The organism is Sporosarcina sp. G11-34 (assembly GCF_026931025.1).
This window is the reverse complement of record NZ_JAHNZW010000001.1, coordinates 281,719-299,851: the sequence shown is the minus strand read 5'-3', so window position 1 is coordinate 299,851 and position 18,133 is coordinate 281,719. Positions and strand designations below refer to the sequence as shown.

At 40.8% G+C, this 18,133-nt stretch carries 20 protein-coding genes; 16 read left to right on the top strand and 4 right to left on the bottom strand.

Features of this window, described 5'->3' with window-relative positions; genetic code table 11:
• Nucleotides 1-12: 12 nt before the first annotated feature.
• Nucleotides 13-744: an amino acid kinase family protein gene (locus tag KSU66_RS01375; protein ID WP_269049609.1), complete on the bottom strand. Its 732-nt coding sequence runs from the start codon at nt 742-744 to the stop codon at nt 13-15.
• A 75-nt stretch (nt 745-819) separates the two neighbouring features.
• Between KSU66_RS01375 and KSU66_RS01370 the strand changes: the two genes are divergently transcribed.
• Both KSU66_RS01370 and KSU66_RS01365 read left to right on the top strand, forming a co-directional pair.
• Complete coding sequence (locus KSU66_RS01370; protein ID WP_269049608.1) at nt 820-2,310, top strand: UDP-N-acetylmuramoyl-L-alanyl-D-glutamate--2,6-diaminopimelate ligase; 1,491 nt, start codon at nt 820-822, stop codon at nt 2,308-2,310.
• A gap of 73 nt (nt 2,311-2,383) precedes the next feature.
• Entirely contained in the window at nt 2,384-2,827 is a 444-nt protein-coding gene (locus tag KSU66_RS01365) for a YlbF family regulator (protein WP_269049607.1), read from the top strand.
• A 126-nt stretch (nt 2,828-2,953) separates the two neighbouring features.
• On the opposite strand, the gene KSU66_RS01360 is transcribed toward KSU66_RS01365, so the two are convergent.
• Nucleotides 2,954-3,865: a glycerophosphodiester phosphodiesterase family protein gene (locus KSU66_RS01360; protein ID WP_269049606.1), complete on the bottom strand. Its 912-nt coding sequence runs from the start codon at nt 3,863-3,865 to the stop codon at nt 2,954-2,956.
• Between the two features lie 132 nt (nt 3,866-3,997).
• Here KSU66_RS01360 and KSU66_RS01355 point away from each other — a divergent pair, with 132 nt between their 5' ends.
• From KSU66_RS01355 to coaD, 3 genes are all read left to right on the top strand, one after another.
• Nucleotides 3,998-4,270 carry a YlbG family protein gene (locus KSU66_RS01355; RefSeq protein WP_269049764.1) on the top strand — a complete coding sequence of 91 codons (273 nt, stop codon included), beginning with the start codon at nt 3,998-4,000 and terminating at the stop codon, nt 4,268-4,270.
• Between the two features lie 221 nt (nt 4,271-4,491).
• Nucleotides 4,492-5,082, top strand: coding sequence for a 16S rRNA (guanine(966)-N(2))-methyltransferase RsmD (rsmD, locus tag KSU66_RS01350; protein WP_269049763.1), 591 nt, complete (start codon nt 4,492-4,494; stop codon nt 5,080-5,082).
• Complete coding sequence (coaD, locus tag KSU66_RS01345) at nt 5,075-5,557, top strand: pantetheine-phosphate adenylyltransferase (RefSeq protein ID WP_269049605.1); 483 nt, start codon at nt 5,075-5,077, stop codon at nt 5,555-5,557. The genes rsmD and coaD overlap by 8 nt, the downstream gene beginning before the upstream one ends.
• Before the next feature lie 120 nt (nt 5,558-5,677).
• On the opposite strand, the gene KSU66_RS01340 is transcribed toward coaD, so the two are convergent.
• On the bottom strand, nt 5,678-6,565 hold the full coding sequence (locus tag KSU66_RS01340; protein WP_269049604.1) for a hypothetical protein: 888 nt from the start codon (nt 6,563-6,565) through the stop codon (nt 5,678-5,680).
• A 150-nt stretch (nt 6,566-6,715) separates the two neighbouring features.
• Here KSU66_RS01340 and KSU66_RS01335 point away from each other — a divergent pair, with 150 nt between their 5' ends.
• Complete coding sequence (locus KSU66_RS01335) at nt 6,716-7,765, top strand: SepM family pheromone-processing serine protease (RefSeq protein ID WP_269049603.1); 1,050 nt, start codon at nt 6,716-6,718, stop codon at nt 7,763-7,765.
• Nucleotides 7,766-8,009: 244 nt separating this feature from the next.
• Here the strand turns inward: KSU66_RS01335 and KSU66_RS01330 are convergent, their stop codons facing one another.
• A complete protein-coding gene (locus tag KSU66_RS01330) occupies nt 8,010-9,239 on the bottom strand; it encodes a nucleotidyltransferase (RefSeq protein WP_329958753.1) in 1,230 nt (409 codons plus the stop codon).
• Nucleotides 9,240-9,355: 116 nt separating this feature from the next.
• Between KSU66_RS01330 and KSU66_RS01325 the strand changes: the two genes are divergently transcribed.
• The 10 genes from KSU66_RS01325 (at nt 9,356) to mraZ (ending at nt 18,104) form a co-directional block, all read left to right on the top strand.
• Entirely contained in the window at nt 9,356-9,886 is a 531-nt protein-coding gene (locus tag KSU66_RS01325; RefSeq protein ID WP_269049601.1) for a YceD family protein, read from the top strand.
• A gap of 28 nt (nt 9,887-9,914) precedes the next feature.
• On the top strand, nt 9,915-10,088 hold the full coding sequence (rpmF, locus tag KSU66_RS01320; RefSeq protein WP_269049600.1) for a 50S ribosomal protein L32: 174 nt from the start codon (nt 9,915-9,917) through the stop codon (nt 10,086-10,088).
• A 123-nt stretch (nt 10,089-10,211) separates the two neighbouring features.
• A complete protein-coding gene (locus KSU66_RS01315) occupies nt 10,212-10,973 on the top strand; it encodes an enoyl-CoA hydratase/isomerase family protein (RefSeq protein WP_269049599.1) in 762 nt (253 codons plus the stop codon).
• A gap of 128 nt (nt 10,974-11,101) precedes the next feature.
• Nucleotides 11,102-12,463: an acetyl-CoA carboxylase biotin carboxylase subunit gene (locus tag KSU66_RS01310; protein ID WP_269049598.1), complete on the top strand. Its 1,362-nt coding sequence runs from the start codon at nt 11,102-11,104 to the stop codon at nt 12,461-12,463.
• Nucleotides 12,460-12,675, top strand: coding sequence for an acetyl-CoA carboxylase biotin carboxyl carrier protein subunit (locus KSU66_RS01305; protein ID WP_269049597.1), 216 nt, complete (start codon nt 12,460-12,462; stop codon nt 12,673-12,675). The genes KSU66_RS01310 and KSU66_RS01305 overlap by 4 nt, the downstream gene beginning before the upstream one ends.
• Before the next feature lie 37 nt (nt 12,676-12,712).
• Nucleotides 12,713-14,254, top strand: a complete 1,542-nt coding sequence (locus tag KSU66_RS01300; RefSeq protein ID WP_269049596.1) for an acyl-CoA carboxylase subunit beta — start codon at nt 12,713-12,715, stop codon at nt 14,252-14,254.
• Nucleotides 14,255-14,366: 112 nt separating this feature from the next.
• On the top strand, nt 14,367-15,269 hold the full coding sequence (locus tag KSU66_RS01295) for a ketopantoate reductase family protein (protein WP_269049595.1): 903 nt from the start codon (nt 14,367-14,369) through the stop codon (nt 15,267-15,269).
• Entirely contained in the window at nt 15,266-15,658 is a 393-nt protein-coding gene (locus KSU66_RS01290; protein ID WP_269049594.1) for a DUF3397 family protein, read from the top strand. The genes KSU66_RS01295 and KSU66_RS01290 overlap by 4 nt, the downstream gene beginning before the upstream one ends.
• 92 nt (nt 15,659-15,750) lie before the next feature.
• Nucleotides 15,751-17,367, top strand: a complete 1,617-nt coding sequence (gene bshC, locus KSU66_RS01285) for a bacillithiol biosynthesis cysteine-adding enzyme BshC (protein ID WP_269049593.1) — start codon at nt 15,751-15,753, stop codon at nt 17,365-17,367.
• Nucleotides 17,368-17,672: 305 nt separating this feature from the next.
• Complete coding sequence (gene mraZ / locus KSU66_RS01280; RefSeq protein WP_269049762.1) at nt 17,673-18,104, top strand: division/cell wall cluster transcriptional repressor MraZ; 432 nt, start codon at nt 17,673-17,675, stop codon at nt 18,102-18,104.
• Nucleotides 18,105-18,133 lie beyond the last annotated feature (29 nt).

Sequence of the window (18,133 nt, the reverse complement as noted above, 5' to 3'; positions counted from 1 at the left end):
TCTTATTCTGTCCTAAGGTGAAATCCATGTACCCGTTTCAATACTAGCGATGCCTCGAATATAAAGGGGCATCGTTGTTTTTTTTGCATGGAGTGCAGCCCGCAATTGGATTATCGGTTTATCGCATTGTAGAAGTTGAAGGAATTGGTCGAAAGTTAGCGTATCCAACTTTTGATAATTACTTACAAGTGCAGGATCTCCGGTCATAACACCAGGAACATCTTTAAAAAACTCTACGTGAGAAGCTTGGAGTGCTTCCCCAAGTGCGACGGCTGTCAAATCGCTGCCTCCTCTGCCGAGGGTCATAACGTTACCATAGTGATCCATGCCTTGGAAACCAGGAATAATGACGCAGTTAGTGTCATTTAAAACGTGTCTAATTGTCGTTGTGTCTATGTCGATAATTGAAGCATCCCCAAATTGACCGGAAGTTAATATACCAGCTTGCTGACCGTGAAGAACTTTATTAAGAATTCCTAAATGGGTTAATTCTGCCGAAAGAACAGATGCAGCGATAAGCTCGCCACACGACGCGATAAGGTCCCTTGCTGCTTTGTCTGATGTGAATGCCGTTGTCAGGTTAAGGAGGCTGTCAGTTGCGTATGGGTCGCCAAAACGACCGATAGCGGAGACAACAACGACTATTTTCCCATATTGCTCAATTCCTTTTTTTATATGATTAATACAATACGTTCGCATTTGTTCGTTTTGCATGGCGACCCCACCAAACTTTTGAATAATCATTTGAGTCCCAACTTTCTTCGTGACATTTGAAAGACCTTCTTCATAGGATAAAGTAGGTTGTTCTCAATATATTCGATGAAACTTAAAATGTTCGGGAAGGGGAGTCAAGTGCTGCTTTTACAAGAACTATTGAAAGACTGGCCATGTACGATTTCTGGGGATAGATTTAGGGTTTCTGTGACAGGAATTACGGAGAGTTCAATTAATGTAAAACCAGGGTTCATTTTTGTTGCAAGAAAAGGGGAAAAAGAAGACGGGGACTTGTATATCGAGGAAGCGCTTCAGGCTGGGGCGGTAGCTATTGTCATTGAGAAGCCGTCAAATATAGCTGTGCCAATGAGTGTACCCGTTATCCTAGTGCCAGATTGTCGGCACTTTTTATCCCATGCGAGTGCAGTATTTTTTGGTAATCCATCGGAAAAAATGACGATTATTGGCGTAACAGGAACGAATGGTAAAACAACAGTCAGTCATTTCATCGGGCAATTACTTAAAGGACTGGGCGTCCGAGTTGCGGTAATCGGGACAATGGGTATTTATATAGATGGTCTTCGTATTGGTTATAATATTCCTCAAATGACGACCCTTCCAGCCGAGTTTTTACATCCATTGCTAAAGGAATGTTTAGATAGAGGGGTAACTCATGTCGTATTAGAAGCTTCTTCGCTTGGATTATCGACCTTTCGTCTTGATCATTGTGAAATTGATGTAGGCATTCTGTTAAATGTCGGTGCGGATCATTACGACGAGCATGGGGGAAAACAAGCCTATGTGAATGCAAAGACAAAATTATTGAAAATAGCAAAACAGGTAATTGTGAATCGGGATGATAATATCTGTGTGGACATGGCGAAATCAAGTTCAGGACCTGTTCTTTATTTTGGAACGCATACAGATTCGGATGTCTGTTTGGACGTTCAAGGAAATAAATCGTTTATGGCGTGGGACGAAGAAAGTGGGGAACTAGATTTACTAATTCCCGGTGCTTACAATCATATGAATGCGGTCGCTGCAATAAGTGCACTGCGTTCTTTATCCTATACATTGGCTGAAATATTACCACATACTCCATTGCTGCAATTACCAGAAGGGAGAATGCAGCAAATTCTGTTAGGAGGAGTGATGGTCGTAATTGATTATGCGCATACGCCGGATGCCTTGGAAGCTGTATTGTGTTCGTTGGCACTTACTAGTAATGGTCGATTGATTACTGTATTTGGGTGTGGAGGGGAACGCGACAAAGGTAAAAGATCCGAAATGGGAGAAATTGCAGTTCTTTACTCCTCTGGTGTTATTGTGACCTCTGATAATCCAAGAAATGAAAATCCGCTTGCAATAATAGCAGATATCATGGAGGGATTTGGCGAGGGTTGTGTAGCAGTTCAAGCGGAGCCGGATAGAAACCTAGCGATAAATAAAGCAATTGCCAGCGCTAGGGTTGGTGACATTGTACTGATTGCAGGAAAGGGACATGAGAAAACCCAACATATCGCGGCAGAAATTATCCCATTTTCAGATGAAAAAGTTGCAACCCAAGCATTAATGGCTAAAATGGATAAGGTGTAGAGAAGTTGAAATCATGGATTCACGGACTCGCAGAAGTCTGTTATAATGGTTTTGAGTGAAGGAGGATGGATTTATGATGACGGACGAATGGGTGACCATCATCGAAAAAGCGGATGATCTTACTAAAATCATGCTATCTTCGGAATTAGTCGAGGAATATAATAAGGCCCGCGAAGCAGTCTATTCGAATGAACATCTTGTGAAGTCTATAAAAGAGTTCACAGTGATGAAAGAGCGTTATGAAGAAGTTCAACGATTCGGGCGGTATCATCCGGATTATAATATAGTAATGAAGGATATACGATTGCAGAAAAGGGCGCTAGATCTGAATGAAAAGGTTGCTGCGCTTCGTCTTGCGGAAAACGATGTCCAGCATTTGTTCGATGAAGTAGGCTCGATTATTGCATTGTCAGTTTCGGAGTCAGTGAAAGTTCCGGCTGGGAGCGCATTCTTTACAAGTTCCTCATGTAGTAGTGGTAGCTGTGGAACCGGCGGCAGTTGCTCATGCTCAGCATAAGGTACCTTTGGTGATTGCTGAGCCGTATTTTCACTTATAAAGTCATCTTTAAACGATTACTTTCTGCCGTTATAAAATAAAAACGACTTGTTACTGGTTTTGATTGCCAGCGAACAAGTCGTTTTTTTATTCTTTTATATATTCTTGGATAGTTTTTATAGCAAGTGAGGGACTATTTGTAATGAATCCTGCCGCACCTGCGTTAATAAGCGTGATCATAGCGTCGTGATCGTCCACATTTACAAAGTAAACGTGAACATTTAGTTTTGACAAAAAGGATATAAATCCTTCCCCGCCAAGTGGGAAAACACCAAGTTTTACAGGAATGCGAAATAGATCGGCCCGTGGGTTATATAAATGCCCAAATTGACTGGCGAAAGCAGCAAAAGATTTTTTTACTTCCTCATAGCTTGCGCCGGTAGCAATGCGATCTTGTGCATATAAATTAAAGCGGTCTGTCTGCTCGCCATAAGGACTTGTTATGGCCACCCGGTCCTCAACGCCTAAAAGTTCGATTAGTCTCCATAGTTTTGACGGAATAAGACTACCTTCATATGTTTCAGGCGATTCTTTAATGTTAATGCTAACAAACATATGCGGGAATCTGTCTAGAAGTTCCTGCAATGTTATCAGTTTTTCGCCCTTGCCCCGATAGGTAAATTCACCATATTCATTGGTGAATTGATGACCCGCATCGGCTTTCTTTAACTCCGATAGATTAAAGTCGGATACTTTACCATTGAAATCTGTTGTTCTTTCTAAGTATTCGTCATGGAAGACTAGAATTTCTTCGTCTTTCGTTAAGCGTACGTCTATTGCAAAGCCATGAACGCCAAGTTCAGCGGATTTCGTGAATGCGGCTAATGTATTTTCGGGGGCTTCCAAAAGTCCGCCGCGATGCGCTAAAATGACCGGATTATCAAAATCAAGTGCTTTTTTAGCTTTACGTGGGACGGGTTTTGCAATGACCTTTGAAGCAGCCCATGCGGTTACGCTCGCCATTCCAACAGTTAGGGCCATATTTGTTTTTCTACCCAAAATTCAAGACCCCCTCAATTAAAATATAGTTTGTTCTGATTATATGATAAAAGTCTTACTTTGTCAGCAATGGATGGTTGCGGCTCTTTTCCGATATATGGTATTGTAGAGATTAGAAAAGAGGGGAACGCGATGATCAATCGACAAGGTGTAATCATTTACCTTCATCACTTAAGACAAGCAAAATCGCTCCGGAAATACGGGCATGTCCATTATATATCTAGAAAGATGAAATATGTTGTCCTCTATTGTAATCAGGAGGACGTCGAGTCTGTCATAAAAAAAGTAGAACAATTACCTACGGTAAAGAAAGTATTGCCTTCTTATCGTCCATTTGTTAAAACAACATACGAAAATGCAAAAAGGGATAAGGCGAAGGAATATGATTATAAGGCAGGGCTTTAATGAGTATTATATAACCAAAACTTTCATCAACAATTCTTTCGGCCGCCATCATATAATTATATCGAATACAAACCAATTATATCATGTTTAATCAAAGGTATTATGTAAAAATAATCTTGTTAGTAAATGTCAATGAAATTTATTTTTCCGAAGCACTATTTATACATGTTTTGTAGTTGAAAAAAGACGACAGAAGAAATTGATATTGTACCGATTGCAACATTTGCGGAAGGGGATGCAATGAATTGAGGATTATTGCGGGTGAAAGAAAAGGATTGCACCTAAAGTCGTTGAAAGGCCTGGACACGCGCCCAACGTCAGATATGGTGAAAGAGTCCCTATTTAATCGGATTGGTCCTTATTTTGATGGTGGGATTGTTGTTGAATTGTTTGGCGGTAGTGGAGCGCTTTCGCTTGAGGCGCTTTCACGTGGAGCGGATGAGGCGTTTGTTTTTGAAAAAAATAGAAAAGCTTGTGACGTCATCCGTTCAAACGCTGAAAAATGCCATTATGATGAAGTAGTACATATTCTACAAGTTGATGCGCAGCAAGCATTAAAAGTCATGCAAAAGCACGCCAAGAAAATTGATTTATTGTTTCTGGATCCACCATACGCGGAAGCTAAGTTTTATAATCTTGCGCAGAAGTTTGTTGATGATGGGTGTCTCACAGACAGAGCGGTTATCGTATGTGAACATGATAAAAAAACTGAGTTGCCTGAAGCATATGGTTTATTTCAAAAGAGTAACTGCACGTCTTATGGGAATGTTGCGATATCAATTTACGAGAAATGGGGCTTTACTAATGTCTAAACTAGCAGTTGTTCCTGGGAGTTTCGATCCTATAACAAATGGTCATCTTGATATTATTAAACGGGGGGCAAAAGTTTTTGGTGAAGTGAATGTTGTCATAATGAATAACTCTGCCAAGAATTCACTTTTTTCTGTTGAGGAGCGGATGGCTTTAATTGAGGAAGTGACTGCGTCGATTCCCAATGTGAAGGTGGAGACGTCCGCCGGATTGATGATTGACTATGCGAAAAGTGTTGGAGCAACGGCGGTGATTCGTGGGCTTCGGGCAGTTTCTGACTTTGAATACGAAATGCAAATCACTTCCATGAACCGGGTACTTGATGAGAGCATTGAAACCTTCTTCATCATGACGAATAATCAGTACTCATTTCTTAGTTCAAGCATCGTAAAGGAAGTTGCAAAGTACGGCGGTAATATTTCAGAACTCGTTCCGAAACAAGTGGAAGTTGCCTTAAGCAAAAAGTTCGAAAAATAATAATCGGCGAAGGGCTATCACTGAGAAGTGTTCATGATAGCCTTTTTAATTTATCACCTGGATTGATTATAAGTGAAAATCGTCCTAATGATGACTTAGCCAATCATGTAATGATCCTCGTTATAGTAGTAAGTAAAAGATAAAAGGGACGAGGAAAATGCTCCATAACCTACCGAGGACATATGGGCGCAATGATAGCTGGGCGGACTTCGCAATGACTGCAACTTGAATGTGGATACTTAACCCGTTCATTGAAATAATGGCTGCGATGAGAAGAGGGTATATGGCTAATCCGCTAAAATGGTCGGTTGCTGATTGAACACCCGTTGTCATCTCGAATATAGCTAACGTGATTGTTTCAACAATTCCGGTGTCTACTGAAAAGGTTGAGGCGATGATAGTAGCCAAGACGATGCCAAGAGAAGAGAAGAAAATTACAGTTGTAGCAACAAGTATGATTATGTTTGAACTTTCTTTTATTGCATCCAGCAGAGGCATGGAACTCTGTTGTTTTTTTATAGGTGAATGAGTGCTCTCTATATCATTGTTTACCTTTAAGAAAAATAGTGTTATGAAAAAAAATAATATATTTGCAATGTGAATCGCTAGTAATAACTTCCAGCCCATACTATTATTGTCGAATAGTTCCGTTCCGACAAAACCAATGACGAACATAGGACCAGGGGCGTGACAGGCTGCTAAGAGTAGCCCGCCTTGTTTTCGATTTATCTCCACGTTCTTTGTCATTTCAGAGACGGTAACTGCCCCAACTGGAAATCCTCCAAAAGATCCGAGAACATACGCCTTTATAAATCGCTTCCACGGTGCTGTTTTTTTTATGGGAGTGGGCATCTTTAGCAACCATTGAGTTAAAATAATATAAGGTAATAGGTAGGGAAGCAACGCATGCATAAAGAGTCGTGCACCATTTTCAGCTCCGTCATGTGCAACACCAGGTTGTAAGATGAATAGTATAATTAGCGCCCAAATCATGAGGATGTTAATCATTTGTCTAAGACATACTTTTGTTCATTGCTAGGCATGCACTTCGCTCCCCTCAATATTAAGCATATGAAATCATACAATTTATATTTTTATTGCTACACTACTTTATATGTCAAAACAGTACAGGCTATTAATCAAATGGAGGTGCATAAAATGAGAATGAAAAGAATTGGTTCATTTGCCATCATGTTTATCATAATCGCCGCTCTATTTGTGTACCCAATGGATATATATATATCCAAACCTGGAGGCGCTTATGACCTCGCCCCCCTAGTTGAAGTGATTGGCGGGGATGAAGACGACATAGGAACATTTAGTTTAATGACGATTTCACTGTCGAAAGCTACTGTTGCTTCATACGTTTATTCGCAGTTCTCTGATAAGAGGAAGGTTCTACCGGCCACGAGTGTGAGAAGAACTGGCGAAGATGATAATGAATATAATGTGCGTCAATCAAAACTTATGTCAGATTCACAATTTAATGCCATTACAGTCGCATTTGAAAAAAACGGACAGCCAGTTGATATCGAGTTTGATGGCGTCTTCGTCATGAGTGTCTTGAACGGAGGTGCTTCTGACGGTTTGTTGGAAGCGGGAGATAAAATTCGTTTTATTGATGGTGACGAATTAGAGGAGTCGGGAGCTTTTGTCGAAATCATCTCACAGAAAAAACTAGGTGATGAGGTCGTACTGACTTTGGAAAGGGATAAAAAACAACTTGACGTGACAGTAACGTTGGCAGAAATACCCGGGGGCGATGGTCGTGTCGGACTTGGTATTGGTTTTGAAGAAGATCGTATACTGACGACTGATCCTGAGGTTATTATGCATACATCGAATATTGGTGGTCCATCCGCGGGTTTCATGTTTACTTTGGAAATTATGAACCGATTGATAGATGATGATATTACAAAAGGTTATAACATTGCAGGTACCGGTGAAATACTGGAAGATGGAACAATCGGAAGGATTGGCGGCGCTGACTTTAAAGTAATCGCCGCATCAAAAGACGGTATGGAGATATTCTTTGCGCCGGATGATGATTTGCCAGAAGAGGTATTGGTGAAAAATCCTGATTTGCTAACGAATTATGAGGAAGCGAAAAAAATGGCCGAACAAATTGGAACCGAAATGAAGGTCGTTCCGGTCAAAACGATTGACGATGCACTCGACTATTTAGATAATCTTGAACTGAAAAAATAAGTTTTTTAAAAAATGATGAAAGAAGATTAATGCAATATAAAAAATCGTTGAATGGGCACCCTTTAAAAGGGGATCACCTATTCAACGATTTTTTTACCTTAGACCATTATTGTGCTACATTTTGACCGAAATCCACAGTTCTAAAGTCCTCACTTGCAAGCAAATATTTTTGAGCGCAAGCAAATTTCCCATGAGTGCAAGCAAACCAAACAATCCACTGGTGATCGTGGATTGTTTGGAATTCTTACTTCACAAAAATTGGATGAGTCGTATAATCCGAACCCACGGAAGATCTATCGGCACCTTTGGCAATTCCAAGAGCATACATATTTGCCGCGTGGATATCCATCGTCATTGATGGATCGGAAAAGGCTGCGGCTTTGCTGACGAGTGGAAGCTTGAAGTCTTTTTTATTTTGATTGAGATAAAGTCTTCCATTTTGCGTCATCCCCAATAATCGTAAGTAACTAGGAGACTTGATTTCGTTACGCATTTCATACGTATATCCATTAAAGATATGTGTCAGCATTCGTTGAATTCTAGTCCACGTATAGCGTTTTGATTTTACGTCCTTCATGAACCCTTCGAAAGTTTCATTCTTAGTGGCGGCGCGATAGAACAGATTTTCAATCCCTTCTTTTATATCCGCAATTTGAGCAAGGCGTCCCGGGCCGTCCCGGAGGATTGTAAATCGTAGAAACGGGTAGAAGGTTGTCCAATTCCCAAAAGATGGTTGGTTTTCTTGCCATGCCGTTAAGCTTTTGTGCGTTGATTTTGGATAAAAATTACGGATTGAATCGACATCTAGAGTTTCAAAAAAAGATTTTCGAATTCCTGTCGCGCTTGCAATTGGTTGACCTTTTTTCGTATCTTCATGATAACCCGCACCGATTCGTGGAATTGTGATGGCTTTCATAGAAGATGAAATGTCGTTGGCTGTTTGTATATAGTGAAAGCCTAATATGTTATTTGGTTTCGTTAAATCTGCAATAGGTAGTTTTGTATCAGTCGATTCAACCGCTAAATTATAGGCTTCGTTTAACGCTTTTGGATAGCTCATTCCAAGAGCTACGGCATTCTTGATTGTTTGTTCATATTCGTTGCCTGATCTTTTAATAAGTTCCAGGCTATTTTCAAATGAGCTAATATCTCCATCCTCGCTGCCGAAACAAAAAGATTGGCAATGTGCGGCGTCCAAGATTTGGATGGCACCTTCGGCAAATACGGGAGCATGGGAAGTTGCGAATGCATAGGGAAGCTCAATTACTAAATCGACTCCATTTTGAAGTGCCATTTTAGTTCTCGCCCACTTATCGACGAATGCAGGCTCTCCTCTTTGAAGAAAGTTTCCGCTCATGACGGCAATCACAACATCAGCATTTGCTTGACTCCGCGCCTCTTCAGCGTGGAATTTGTGTCCGTTATGAAAAGGATTATATTCAACTACGATTCCTGTCGCTTTCAAAGCTGTCACTCCTTTGCTACAATGTATACTATTATACCTGTGGGAACGATAGGGTGACAAGAAAATATCTTGACATCTCTTTTATCCCATTATATAATTAAGAATGTTGTCTTGAGGTGATCGAGATGAAATGGTCTATTAATCAATTGCAGAGATACAGGCAAGGGGACATGCCATTTGACGAAATGGTTAACCTTGATTCCGTAAAAAAACGGAACCCGGAAATTCGGGATATCGCGCCTATGCATGTAACCGGAAGTTGTACAATCGGCTCGAGTAAACTCGTCTGCCGATTCCGGCTCGAAGGAACGATGACACTACCCTGTGCCCGAACGTGGGAAGATGTCGCATATCCATTTGTGATTGAATCTGTGGAACGATTCAGTTGGGATGAGATTGTACTTGCGGCAGATGATGAAGTTCATCCAGTTACTGGAGACTTTGTCGAACTTACCCCCGTCTTCGAGGAGCTCGTCCTCCTCGAATTGCCACTTCAGGTTTTTAGTGAAGAATCTAAAAAAATGAATGAGGCTGAAGGTAAGGATTGGTCATTCGCGACAGAAGAGACGTACAATGCTCGGCTCCAACAAGAAGAACCTAGAGTGGATCCGAGGCTTGCCGGCTTGGCAAACTTTTTCGATAAGAAAGACGAATAAGTAATTCGTTTAAGGAGGTGCCCCTGATATGGCTGTACCAAAAAGAAGAACATCTAAAACAGTAACAAAAAAACGTCGCACACATTTTAAATTACAAGTACCAGGAATGACTACATGTGATAACTGTGCCGAGGTAAAATTAGCACACCGCATTTGTAAATCATGCGGACACTACAAAGGAAAAGAAATCGTAAGCGAATAATTTAGATTTGCTTACATAGATAGGCTGCCGGGGGACCATGGTCCCCGGCAGCCTTTTTTCTATTTTAAATTTCTATCGATTATGGTTATACTTACAGATAAGCAAATCAAAGGAGGAATATTATTGTCGTATTTAATTAAAGTCGAAAAGAGTATTGCTACGTTTACAATTGACCGCCCAGAAATGAGGAATGCGGTAAACACAGAAGTGGTGAACGGGCTTGAATCATTTATAAATCAAATTGAAGATGACGCATCTGTCTCATTCGCTATTATCACGGGAACGGGAGAGCAGGCTTTTTGTTCTGGAGGCGATCTATCTGAATATCATAGTCTTAGAACCGCCGAAGAATCATTTCCGATGCTAAGTCGCATGGCAGGCCTTCTCCACCGTCTCGCGACACTAACAATACCTACAGTTGCATTGGTCAATGGGACGGCTGTTGGAGGTGGCTGTGAGCTTGCAATGGCTTGTGATTATCGTGTTGTTTCTAACAAGGCAAGGGCTGGGTTTATCCAAGGGACGCTTGCAATTACCACGGGGTGGGGCGGAGCTACTTTGTTATTTGAAAAAGATGGAAAGCATGACCGGGTGTTTCGGTTATTATCTGAAGCAAAGATACATACGGCTAATGAAATGTTGGAGATGGGGTGGGCTACTGAAATTTATGAGGGGTCCGCTGAAGAAGGCCTTTCACAATTTTTAGAGAAAATGTTGGCGGTTCAGCCATCTGTTCATAAAGCGTATAAAACAATCGCCGTGCGGAAATGGACGGCAGACTTTATAAAAGATCGAATGATAGAAGAGGCACGACAATGTTCTATTTTATGGGAAAGTGAAGCGCATCACGAGGCAGTAGAGCGGTTCCTAGCTGGCAATAAATAAACTTTTAGGTTTGAATTAATTAAAGAAAGTAGATTTATTTCAGACAAAGGTTGAAAACGCTTACACTTATCGTATAAACTAATAAGGAATGGGAAAGTTCACTTTCATAAAGTTTGGGGGATTAAAATATGAAGAGGATACTAATTGCAAATCGTGGGGAAATTGCAAGTAGAGTCATAAATACATGCAAACGTCTAGGTATTGAGACAATTGCTGTATATTCAGAAGCTGATGCGGACATGCCATTTGTAGAAGCAGCGGACAAGGCTTTCTTAATAGGGCCACCGCCAGTCCAACAATCGTATTTAAAAGGGAAAGAAATTCTTGCAATTGCGGTTCGTGAAGGTGTAGATGGCATTCATCCGGGTTACGGATTACTATCCGAAAATGCTGATTTTGCAGAGCTTGTACAAGAGGCGGGCATTAAGTATATCGGTCCGGATGCTGAAACGATTGCGAAAATGGGTGATAAAATTGTTTCGCGGCGGACAATGGAAGCTGCATCAGTTCCCGTTGTTCCAGGAACCGACGATGGTATTGGGACCTTGGAAGAGGCAATCCTTGTCGCAACTGACATTGGCTATCCGATTATGTTGAAGGCGAGTGCAGGCGGAGGCGGAGTGGGCATGGTGCGCTGCGAAAGTGAGCAAGCGCTCAGTCAGCAGTTTGAAACGGTGAAAAATCGAGCAAAAATGTACTTTGGCAATGACAATGTATTTATAGAAAAATTCATTACAAATGCGCGGCATATTGAAGTTCAGGTTTTTGGTGATGATCATGGTAATATCGTTCATTTATTTGAACGAAATTGCTCTGTGCAGCGCCGCAACCAAAAGGTAATTGAAGAGTCGCCATCGCCAATGCTTCCTGAATCAACGCGCGAACGTTTATATAAGGCAGCGGTTGATGCTGCGAAGGCAGTCAATTACAAAAATGCTGGAACCGTCGAATTTATAGTTGACGAAAACGATGATATTTATTTCCTTGAAATGAACACAAGGCTTCAAGTCGAACATCCGGTAACGGAAGAAGTGACTGGTTATGACCTTGTGGAATGGCAAATTGAAGTAGCTAAAGGGAACGAGCTTCCAGAGACCAATCAAGAAAATATAAAAGTCGATGGACATGCGCTCGAATTCCGAGTATACGCAGAAGATCCGAACACGTTTATGCCTTCACCAGGAACAATCACGAAACTCGATTTTGGGGAAGCGACTGGTGTTCGTATTGATAGTGGATACGCTGAAAATGGAAAGGTTACACCCTTCTATGATCCCTTAATTTCAAAAGTAATTGTTCATGCAGATACCAGGGGTGAAGCAATTGAAAAAGCAAAAGAATTTTTCACGACAATAGAAATTGAAGGTTTGAAGACGAATATACCTTTATTTACTGAGGTTTTGAACGAAGAAAAGTTTCGTTCGGGGGCTTATACAACAGCCATTCTTGAAGAATTGGCAGAAATAACAAAAGGAGGAAAAATAAAATGACACAAATCAAATCAACGATGGCGGGTACGGTATTTACAGTAAATGTTAAAGAAGGCGAAGAGGTGGCGGCTGGACAAGTCGTCCTTGTTCTTGAATCAATGAAAATGGAGATTCCAATTGAGTCAGAAACTGCAGGGAGAGTAGCCACTATTAATGTCCAGGTTGGCGATTTCGTTAACGAACACGACCTTCTAGTTACACTTGCAGAATAAATGATTTGTCACGTTTTAATCAATAAGGGGGATTGGAATGGTAGAAAAAGTTGAGTACAACGAAAAATTAGATGAAAAGCTTAAAGAGATATTTGCCGGGGGACAGGAAAAGTATCATGAACGATTAAAAGAGCAAAATAAAATGTTCGTCAGAGACCGACTGGAACTACTGTTTGATGACGGAAAGTATACAGAAGACGGACGCTTTGCAAACTACGAGGCGGGGGATCTTCCCGCGGATGGCGTCGTTACGGCAATGGGAAAAGTAAACGGTCAAACTGTTTGTGTCATGGCGAATGATTCGACTGTTAAAGCGGGTTCGTGGGGTGCTCGTACAGTTGAAAAGATTATTAGAATTCAAGAAGTAGCGGAGAAAAATCGAGTGCCAATCATTTATTTGGTAGATTCTGCGGGTGCGCGTATTACCGATCAGCTTGATATGTTCCCGAACCGCCGCGGTGCAGGAAAGATATTCCATAACCAAGTAAGGTTATCTGGCTTTATTCCACAAATTTGTATTTTGTTTGGACCTTCTGCTGCAGGAGGCGCATATATTCCGGCGTTTTGTGACTTACTAATTATGGTGGATGGCAATGCTTCGATGTATTTAGGGTCACCCCGAATGGCTGAAAAAGTAATCGGAGAAAAAGTGACGCTTGAACAAATGGGTGGCGCGCGTATGCACTGTTCAGTAAGTGGCTGTGGAGACGTACTTGCCGCAAATGAGGAAGAGGCAATCGTGGAAGCGCGTCGATACCTTGAATTTTTCCCGGCTAATTTTACAGAGAAACCAATCTTGAAAGAGTCGGTCAAAGCGAAGGCTGGACGTACGCTTGAAGCAATTATTCCTGAAAATCAAAATGCACCGTTCGATATGTATGAAGCAATCGATGTCTTAGTTGACGAGGGAAGTTACTTTGATGTTAAAAAGTTATTTGCTCCTGAAATTATTACGGGTCTTGCACGAATCGAAGGTCAGCCTGTTGGGATTATTGCAAACCAACCAAAAGTAAAAGGCGGCGTGTTGTTTGTTGATTCGGCAGATAAGGCGACGAAATTCATCAATTTATGTGATGCATTTTCTATCCCGTTACTTTTCCTGGCTGATGTTCCGGGCTTCATGATTGGAACAAGCGTTGAACGCGCAGGTATTATTCGCCATGGTGCAAAGCTAATTATGGCGATGAGTTCAGCTACGGTACCTAAAATTTCGGTCATTGTACGTAAGGCATATGGTGCGGGCCTTTATGCAATGGCAGGACCGGCATTTGAACCAGATGTTTGCATTGCGCTACCAACTGCACAAATTGCTGTAATGGGACCAGAGGCGGCTGTTAACGCTGTCTATTCAAATAAAATTGAATCAATCGAAGATCCGAAAGAACGGCTTGCTTTTGTCCAGGAAAAACACAGAGAGTACACAGAGGAAATCGATATTTATAAAATGGCGTCAGAACTTATCATAGACGAAATTATTGCACCCTCTGACTTAAGAGACGTGCTCGCGGACCGTTTTAGACTGTACAGTACGAAAGAAGTACCGCAGCCACCGCGCAAACATCCAGTTTATCCTGTATAATAAAAATCAAATAGTAATAAATAAGCCCGCAAGCAACTGTGCGGGCTTATTTTACTTCATTCAGCCAGGGTTCGAATCTTGGTATAATTGATTTGAAAGGAGAGTTGTTCAAATGGGTGTCGTAATTGCTGGAGCCGGTTCAGTCGGATTACTACTTGGCTCTTTTTTAGCTGAATCTGGAATTGAAGTGACAATGTTTGTTCGGAGGGAGGAGCAAGCAACTCTATTAGCGAGTGATGGAATTCGTCGAATAAATGAAAACGGGACAGAAAGTGTTTTTCGCGTCAATGCGACCACAGATATTACAGAAATACCCGCAAATCGATTGTGGATCATCGCTGTTAAGTATTCCAATGTAAAAGGGCTACTTCTTGAGCTAGAGGAGACCGGAGTGAAAGAATCGTTAATGTTCATTCAGAATGGAATTGGACATGTAGCGCTTGCGAATGCGACTCAAAGTCCCAATCTCGCTTTCGCAACTGTTGAACACGGTGCACTTAGAACGGATGACCGAACTGTTGTCCATAATGGGATTGGGATGCTTACGATTGGCGCAGGTAGAGGAAGCGCGCATGAATTTAATATTATTGAAGAAGCCGGGTCGAGAAGTTTTCCAGTCACGCGTCATGGGGATGCGGAGTTTGTTCTTATGAGGAAAGTTCTTATTAATTGTATGATTAATCCATTAACAGCGATTTTGGAAGTAAAAAATGGGGAGTTACTATCGAACGATTCGTGCTATGTTTTGTTCGAAAGGCTGTATAAAGAATTGATGAACGCTTTCCCAGAAATGCATACTGAATTATCCTTGGAAGACGTTTCTGCAGTTTGTCAAAGAACGGCGGAAAACCAATCATCAATGCTGTCTGATCGTTCTGCTGGGCGTCCTATGGAAATTGAAACAATCGTTACGGCGGTCATTAGAAAAGCGCGGGAGATCCAAAAGGAAATGCCATTACTATCAACTTTTGAAAAAATGCTTTATGCCATTGAAGAGAAAGCGAAAAAACAATGACGATCACAATATTATCGGTGCTGTTTGGCATCTTCATTTTGTTTCCGTTTATTTGGTCGTTCCTTATACTAGTCATTTATAAGCGTAGGGGAATCGCACCTTCTTCTGTACTTGGTCCCGCTGCAGATATGACGACACCATTTTTGTTTTTGTCTGTATACATCACAGCTAAAACAACATTTGGGGATGGTGTTGGGTTTTATCTTGCCTTGATTGCGATCATTATTATGATTATTTATTCGATTTATGAAAAGATGAACGTCAAAGAATTAAGGATAATACGACTGTTGCGAAAAGTATGGCGGCTATATTTTCTAATCCTTGCGGTGGCTTATATTATTTTATTAATTACAGGTGTTGTTATTAATATTATTGAGTATGCTATCTAATTCATTCCTAGGTAGTAAGCGTTTCTTTTCTAACGTAGAACTTGAAATGATATACTTTGAAAAGTGACGAAGTTAAAAAAGGGGTTTATCTGATGAAGTTGAACACATTGGCATTGCCAGAACAAAATATGGTTATGCACTCATATAATAATGATTTAGATTTTATACATAGGTATTTTGATTATGAAAACAAAGAGAGCTCTTTTACGAAAAGGGCGGAGGAGCTTTCAAAGCGGCCCTTTAACCGACAAGGTGTAGCAGAAACAGTTCGTCAATTTATGAAGCCCTTCGGTATATCTGAAAATGCGGAGCGGCATATCGAAGAGCTTGGCGAAAATGCAGTGACAGTAATTGGGGGTCAACAAGCTGGGATTTTAACAGGTCCCCTTTATTCTGTTCATAAAGCGATTACGGTTATTCTCCTTGCGAAAAAACAGCGTGAAGCTTTAGGTATTCCAGTCGTTCCAGTATTTTGGGTCGCTGGTGAGGATCATGATTTGAATGAAATCAATCACGTCTACACCGAAATGGACGGTCGTGTTACGAAAGAGCAGATTCAAGATAAATTTATTTTGAAATTAATGGCATCTGATGCAACGTTTAATCAAGATGAAATGCGCAGGTTCGTTTCTTCGGTTTTTAGCAAGTTTGGTGAAACTGCATATACCAAAACGCTATTGAACGAAGTATTGGATACAGTTAAGAAGGAGAACACCTTTACTGGTTTTTTCGTCAGCTTGATGAATGGCATGTTTGCTGATGAAGGTTTATTGTTCATAGATTCGGCATTTAAACCGCTACGAGAACTTGAAAGTGATTATTTTTGTATGCTTATTAATGAATCGGAAACGATTGCCAGGTCTATATTTGAGATGGAGCAACAATTTGATCGTGATGGTTATGGTAAGCCGCTTGAAGTACAAGAAGACGCATCACACTTATTTTACGTTCACGAAACAGGACGTGCTCTTTTAACACGTCGAAATGGCTATTTTGTAAATGATAGTGCAGGACTTCGTTTTTCTGAGGAAGAAATGCTAGAGATTGCAAAAAAGACACCGGCACTTCTGAGCAATAATGTTTCGACTCGGCCCTTGATGCAAGACTTAGTATTACCAGTCCTCGCATTTGTAGGTGGACCGGGAGAAATAACTTATTGGGCTGTTTTAAAAGAAGCGTTTCATACACTAGGTATAAAGATGCCGGTTATTGTACCGAGATTGTCCTTAACACTCGTATCAAGAAAAGCACAAACAGCGTTAGCAGAAAAGTCATTCGAAATAGAAGATGTTATGAACGGAGAAGTTGCAGTAGCCCGCCATGAATTTATAGAAGGTTTACGCGATGGCCGTTTTGAAGAGGCTGTCAATGAGGTTGAGAAAAAACTAACTGCGGAATATGAAAAAATGAGTCAGCTCTTCGGAGAAGAAGAAACAATGATGCTTGAATTATTGCAAAGGAATCTGCAGTTTCATACATCACAATTTAAATATATAAAAGAAAAGTCAGAAGATGCTCAGCTTGTTAAACATGAGGTGGCTGTTCGAATGTACGATAGTATAGAAACTGAACTACTACCGAATGGTGGTTTACAAGAAAGGGTTTATACGCCTTATGTTCATTTGAATAGTTATGGTCCGACACTTATTCAAGATCTACTTCGTTTACCATTTGAAATGGATGGCACTCATAAAGTAGTTTACTTATAATTAATTAACTGGAACTTTAAAAATGTCACTTCCCCTAATTAGGAGGAGTGACATTTTTTTGTATTTATGACTAAATCGTGAATTTTTCTACTCCATAATAAATAGAATGCCCTCGTTTTTTCACTTTGGCTGAAAACAACTCCTACATGGTTACAGGGACTATGAGACTGAAGAAGAAATCTATTTATCTCAATGAAACAAGTACTATTTATGCATTTTTAGCGTAAATGTAAAGAATTTCAGATTAGTGGTGGAGGAATGTGGGGGGATGTGGTACATTTATTTTATATAGTGGGGTGAAGAGTATGTTCATGGGAGAATATCAGCATACTATCGATGTAAAAGGTCGTCTGATTGTTCCTTCGAAATTTAGGGAACATCTGGGTGCTAATTTTGTATTGACTCGTGGCCTAGATAACTGTCTCTTCGGCTACCCTATGGATGAATGGAAAATTCTTGAGGAGAAGCTTAGAGCTTTGCCTGTTACGAAGAAAGATGCGCGTGCCTTTACCCGATTCTTCTTTTCGGGAGCAACAGAAGTTGAGTTGGACAAGCAGGGTCGCATTAATATTCCAGCATCCTTACGACAATATGCAAAAGTTGAAAAGGATTGTGTGGTAATTGGTGTCTCAGGTCGCATCGAGATTTGGTCGAAACCACTATGGGAAGACTATTACGAGCAATCCGAGGAATCGTTCAACGATATTGCAGAGAACATTATTGATTTTGATTTTTAAACTTAGACTTATTACATTAAAAGGAAGTA

Coding starts and splice junctions, on each gene's coding strand:
- KSU66_RS01375 (WP_269049609.1), bottom strand. CDS start 744: ATGATTATTCAAAAGTTTGGTGGGGTCGCCATGCAAAACGAACAAATG.
- coaD (WP_269049605.1), top strand. CDS start 5,075: ATGTCTAAACTAGCAGTTGTTCCTGGGAGTTTCGATCCTATAACAAAT.
- KSU66_RS01310 (WP_269049598.1), top strand. CDS start 11,102: ATGAAGAGGATACTAATTGCAAATCGTGGGGAAATTGCAAGTAGAGTC.
- KSU66_RS01295 (WP_269049595.1), top strand. CDS start 14,367: ATGGGTGTCGTAATTGCTGGAGCCGGTTCAGTCGGATTACTACTTGGC.
- KSU66_RS01325 (WP_269049601.1), top strand. CDS start 9,356: ATGAAATGGTCTATTAATCAATTGCAGAGATACAGGCAAGGGGACATG.
- KSU66_RS01335 (WP_269049603.1), top strand. CDS start 6,716: ATGAGAATGAAAAGAATTGGTTCATTTGCCATCATGTTTATCATAATC.
- KSU66_RS01355 (WP_269049764.1), top strand. CDS start 3,998: ATGATCAATCGACAAGGTGTAATCATTTACCTTCATCACTTAAGACAA.
- rpmF (WP_269049600.1), top strand. CDS start 9,915: ATGGCTGTACCAAAAAGAAGAACATCTAAAACAGTAACAAAAAAACGT.
- KSU66_RS01290 (WP_269049594.1), top strand. CDS start 15,266: ATGACGATCACAATATTATCGGTGCTGTTTGGCATCTTCATTTTGTTT.
- KSU66_RS01300 (WP_269049596.1), top strand. CDS start 12,713: ATGGTAGAAAAAGTTGAGTACAACGAAAAATTAGATGAAAAGCTTAAA.
- KSU66_RS01305 (WP_269049597.1), top strand. CDS start 12,460: ATGACACAAATCAAATCAACGATGGCGGGTACGGTATTTACAGTAAAT.
- mraZ (WP_269049762.1), top strand. CDS start 17,673: ATGTTCATGGGAGAATATCAGCATACTATCGATGTAAAAGGTCGTCTG.
- bshC (WP_269049593.1), top strand. CDS start 15,751: ATGAAGTTGAACACATTGGCATTGCCAGAACAAAATATGGTTATGCAC.
- KSU66_RS01370 (WP_269049608.1), top strand. CDS start 820: ATGAAACTTAAAATGTTCGGGAAGGGGAGTCAAGTGCTGCTTTTACAA.
- KSU66_RS01340 (WP_269049604.1), bottom strand. CDS start 6,565: ATGATTAACATCCTCATGATTTGGGCGCTAATTATACTATTCATCTTA.
- KSU66_RS01365 (WP_269049607.1), top strand. CDS start 2,384: ATGATGACGGACGAATGGGTGACCATCATCGAAAAAGCGGATGATCTT.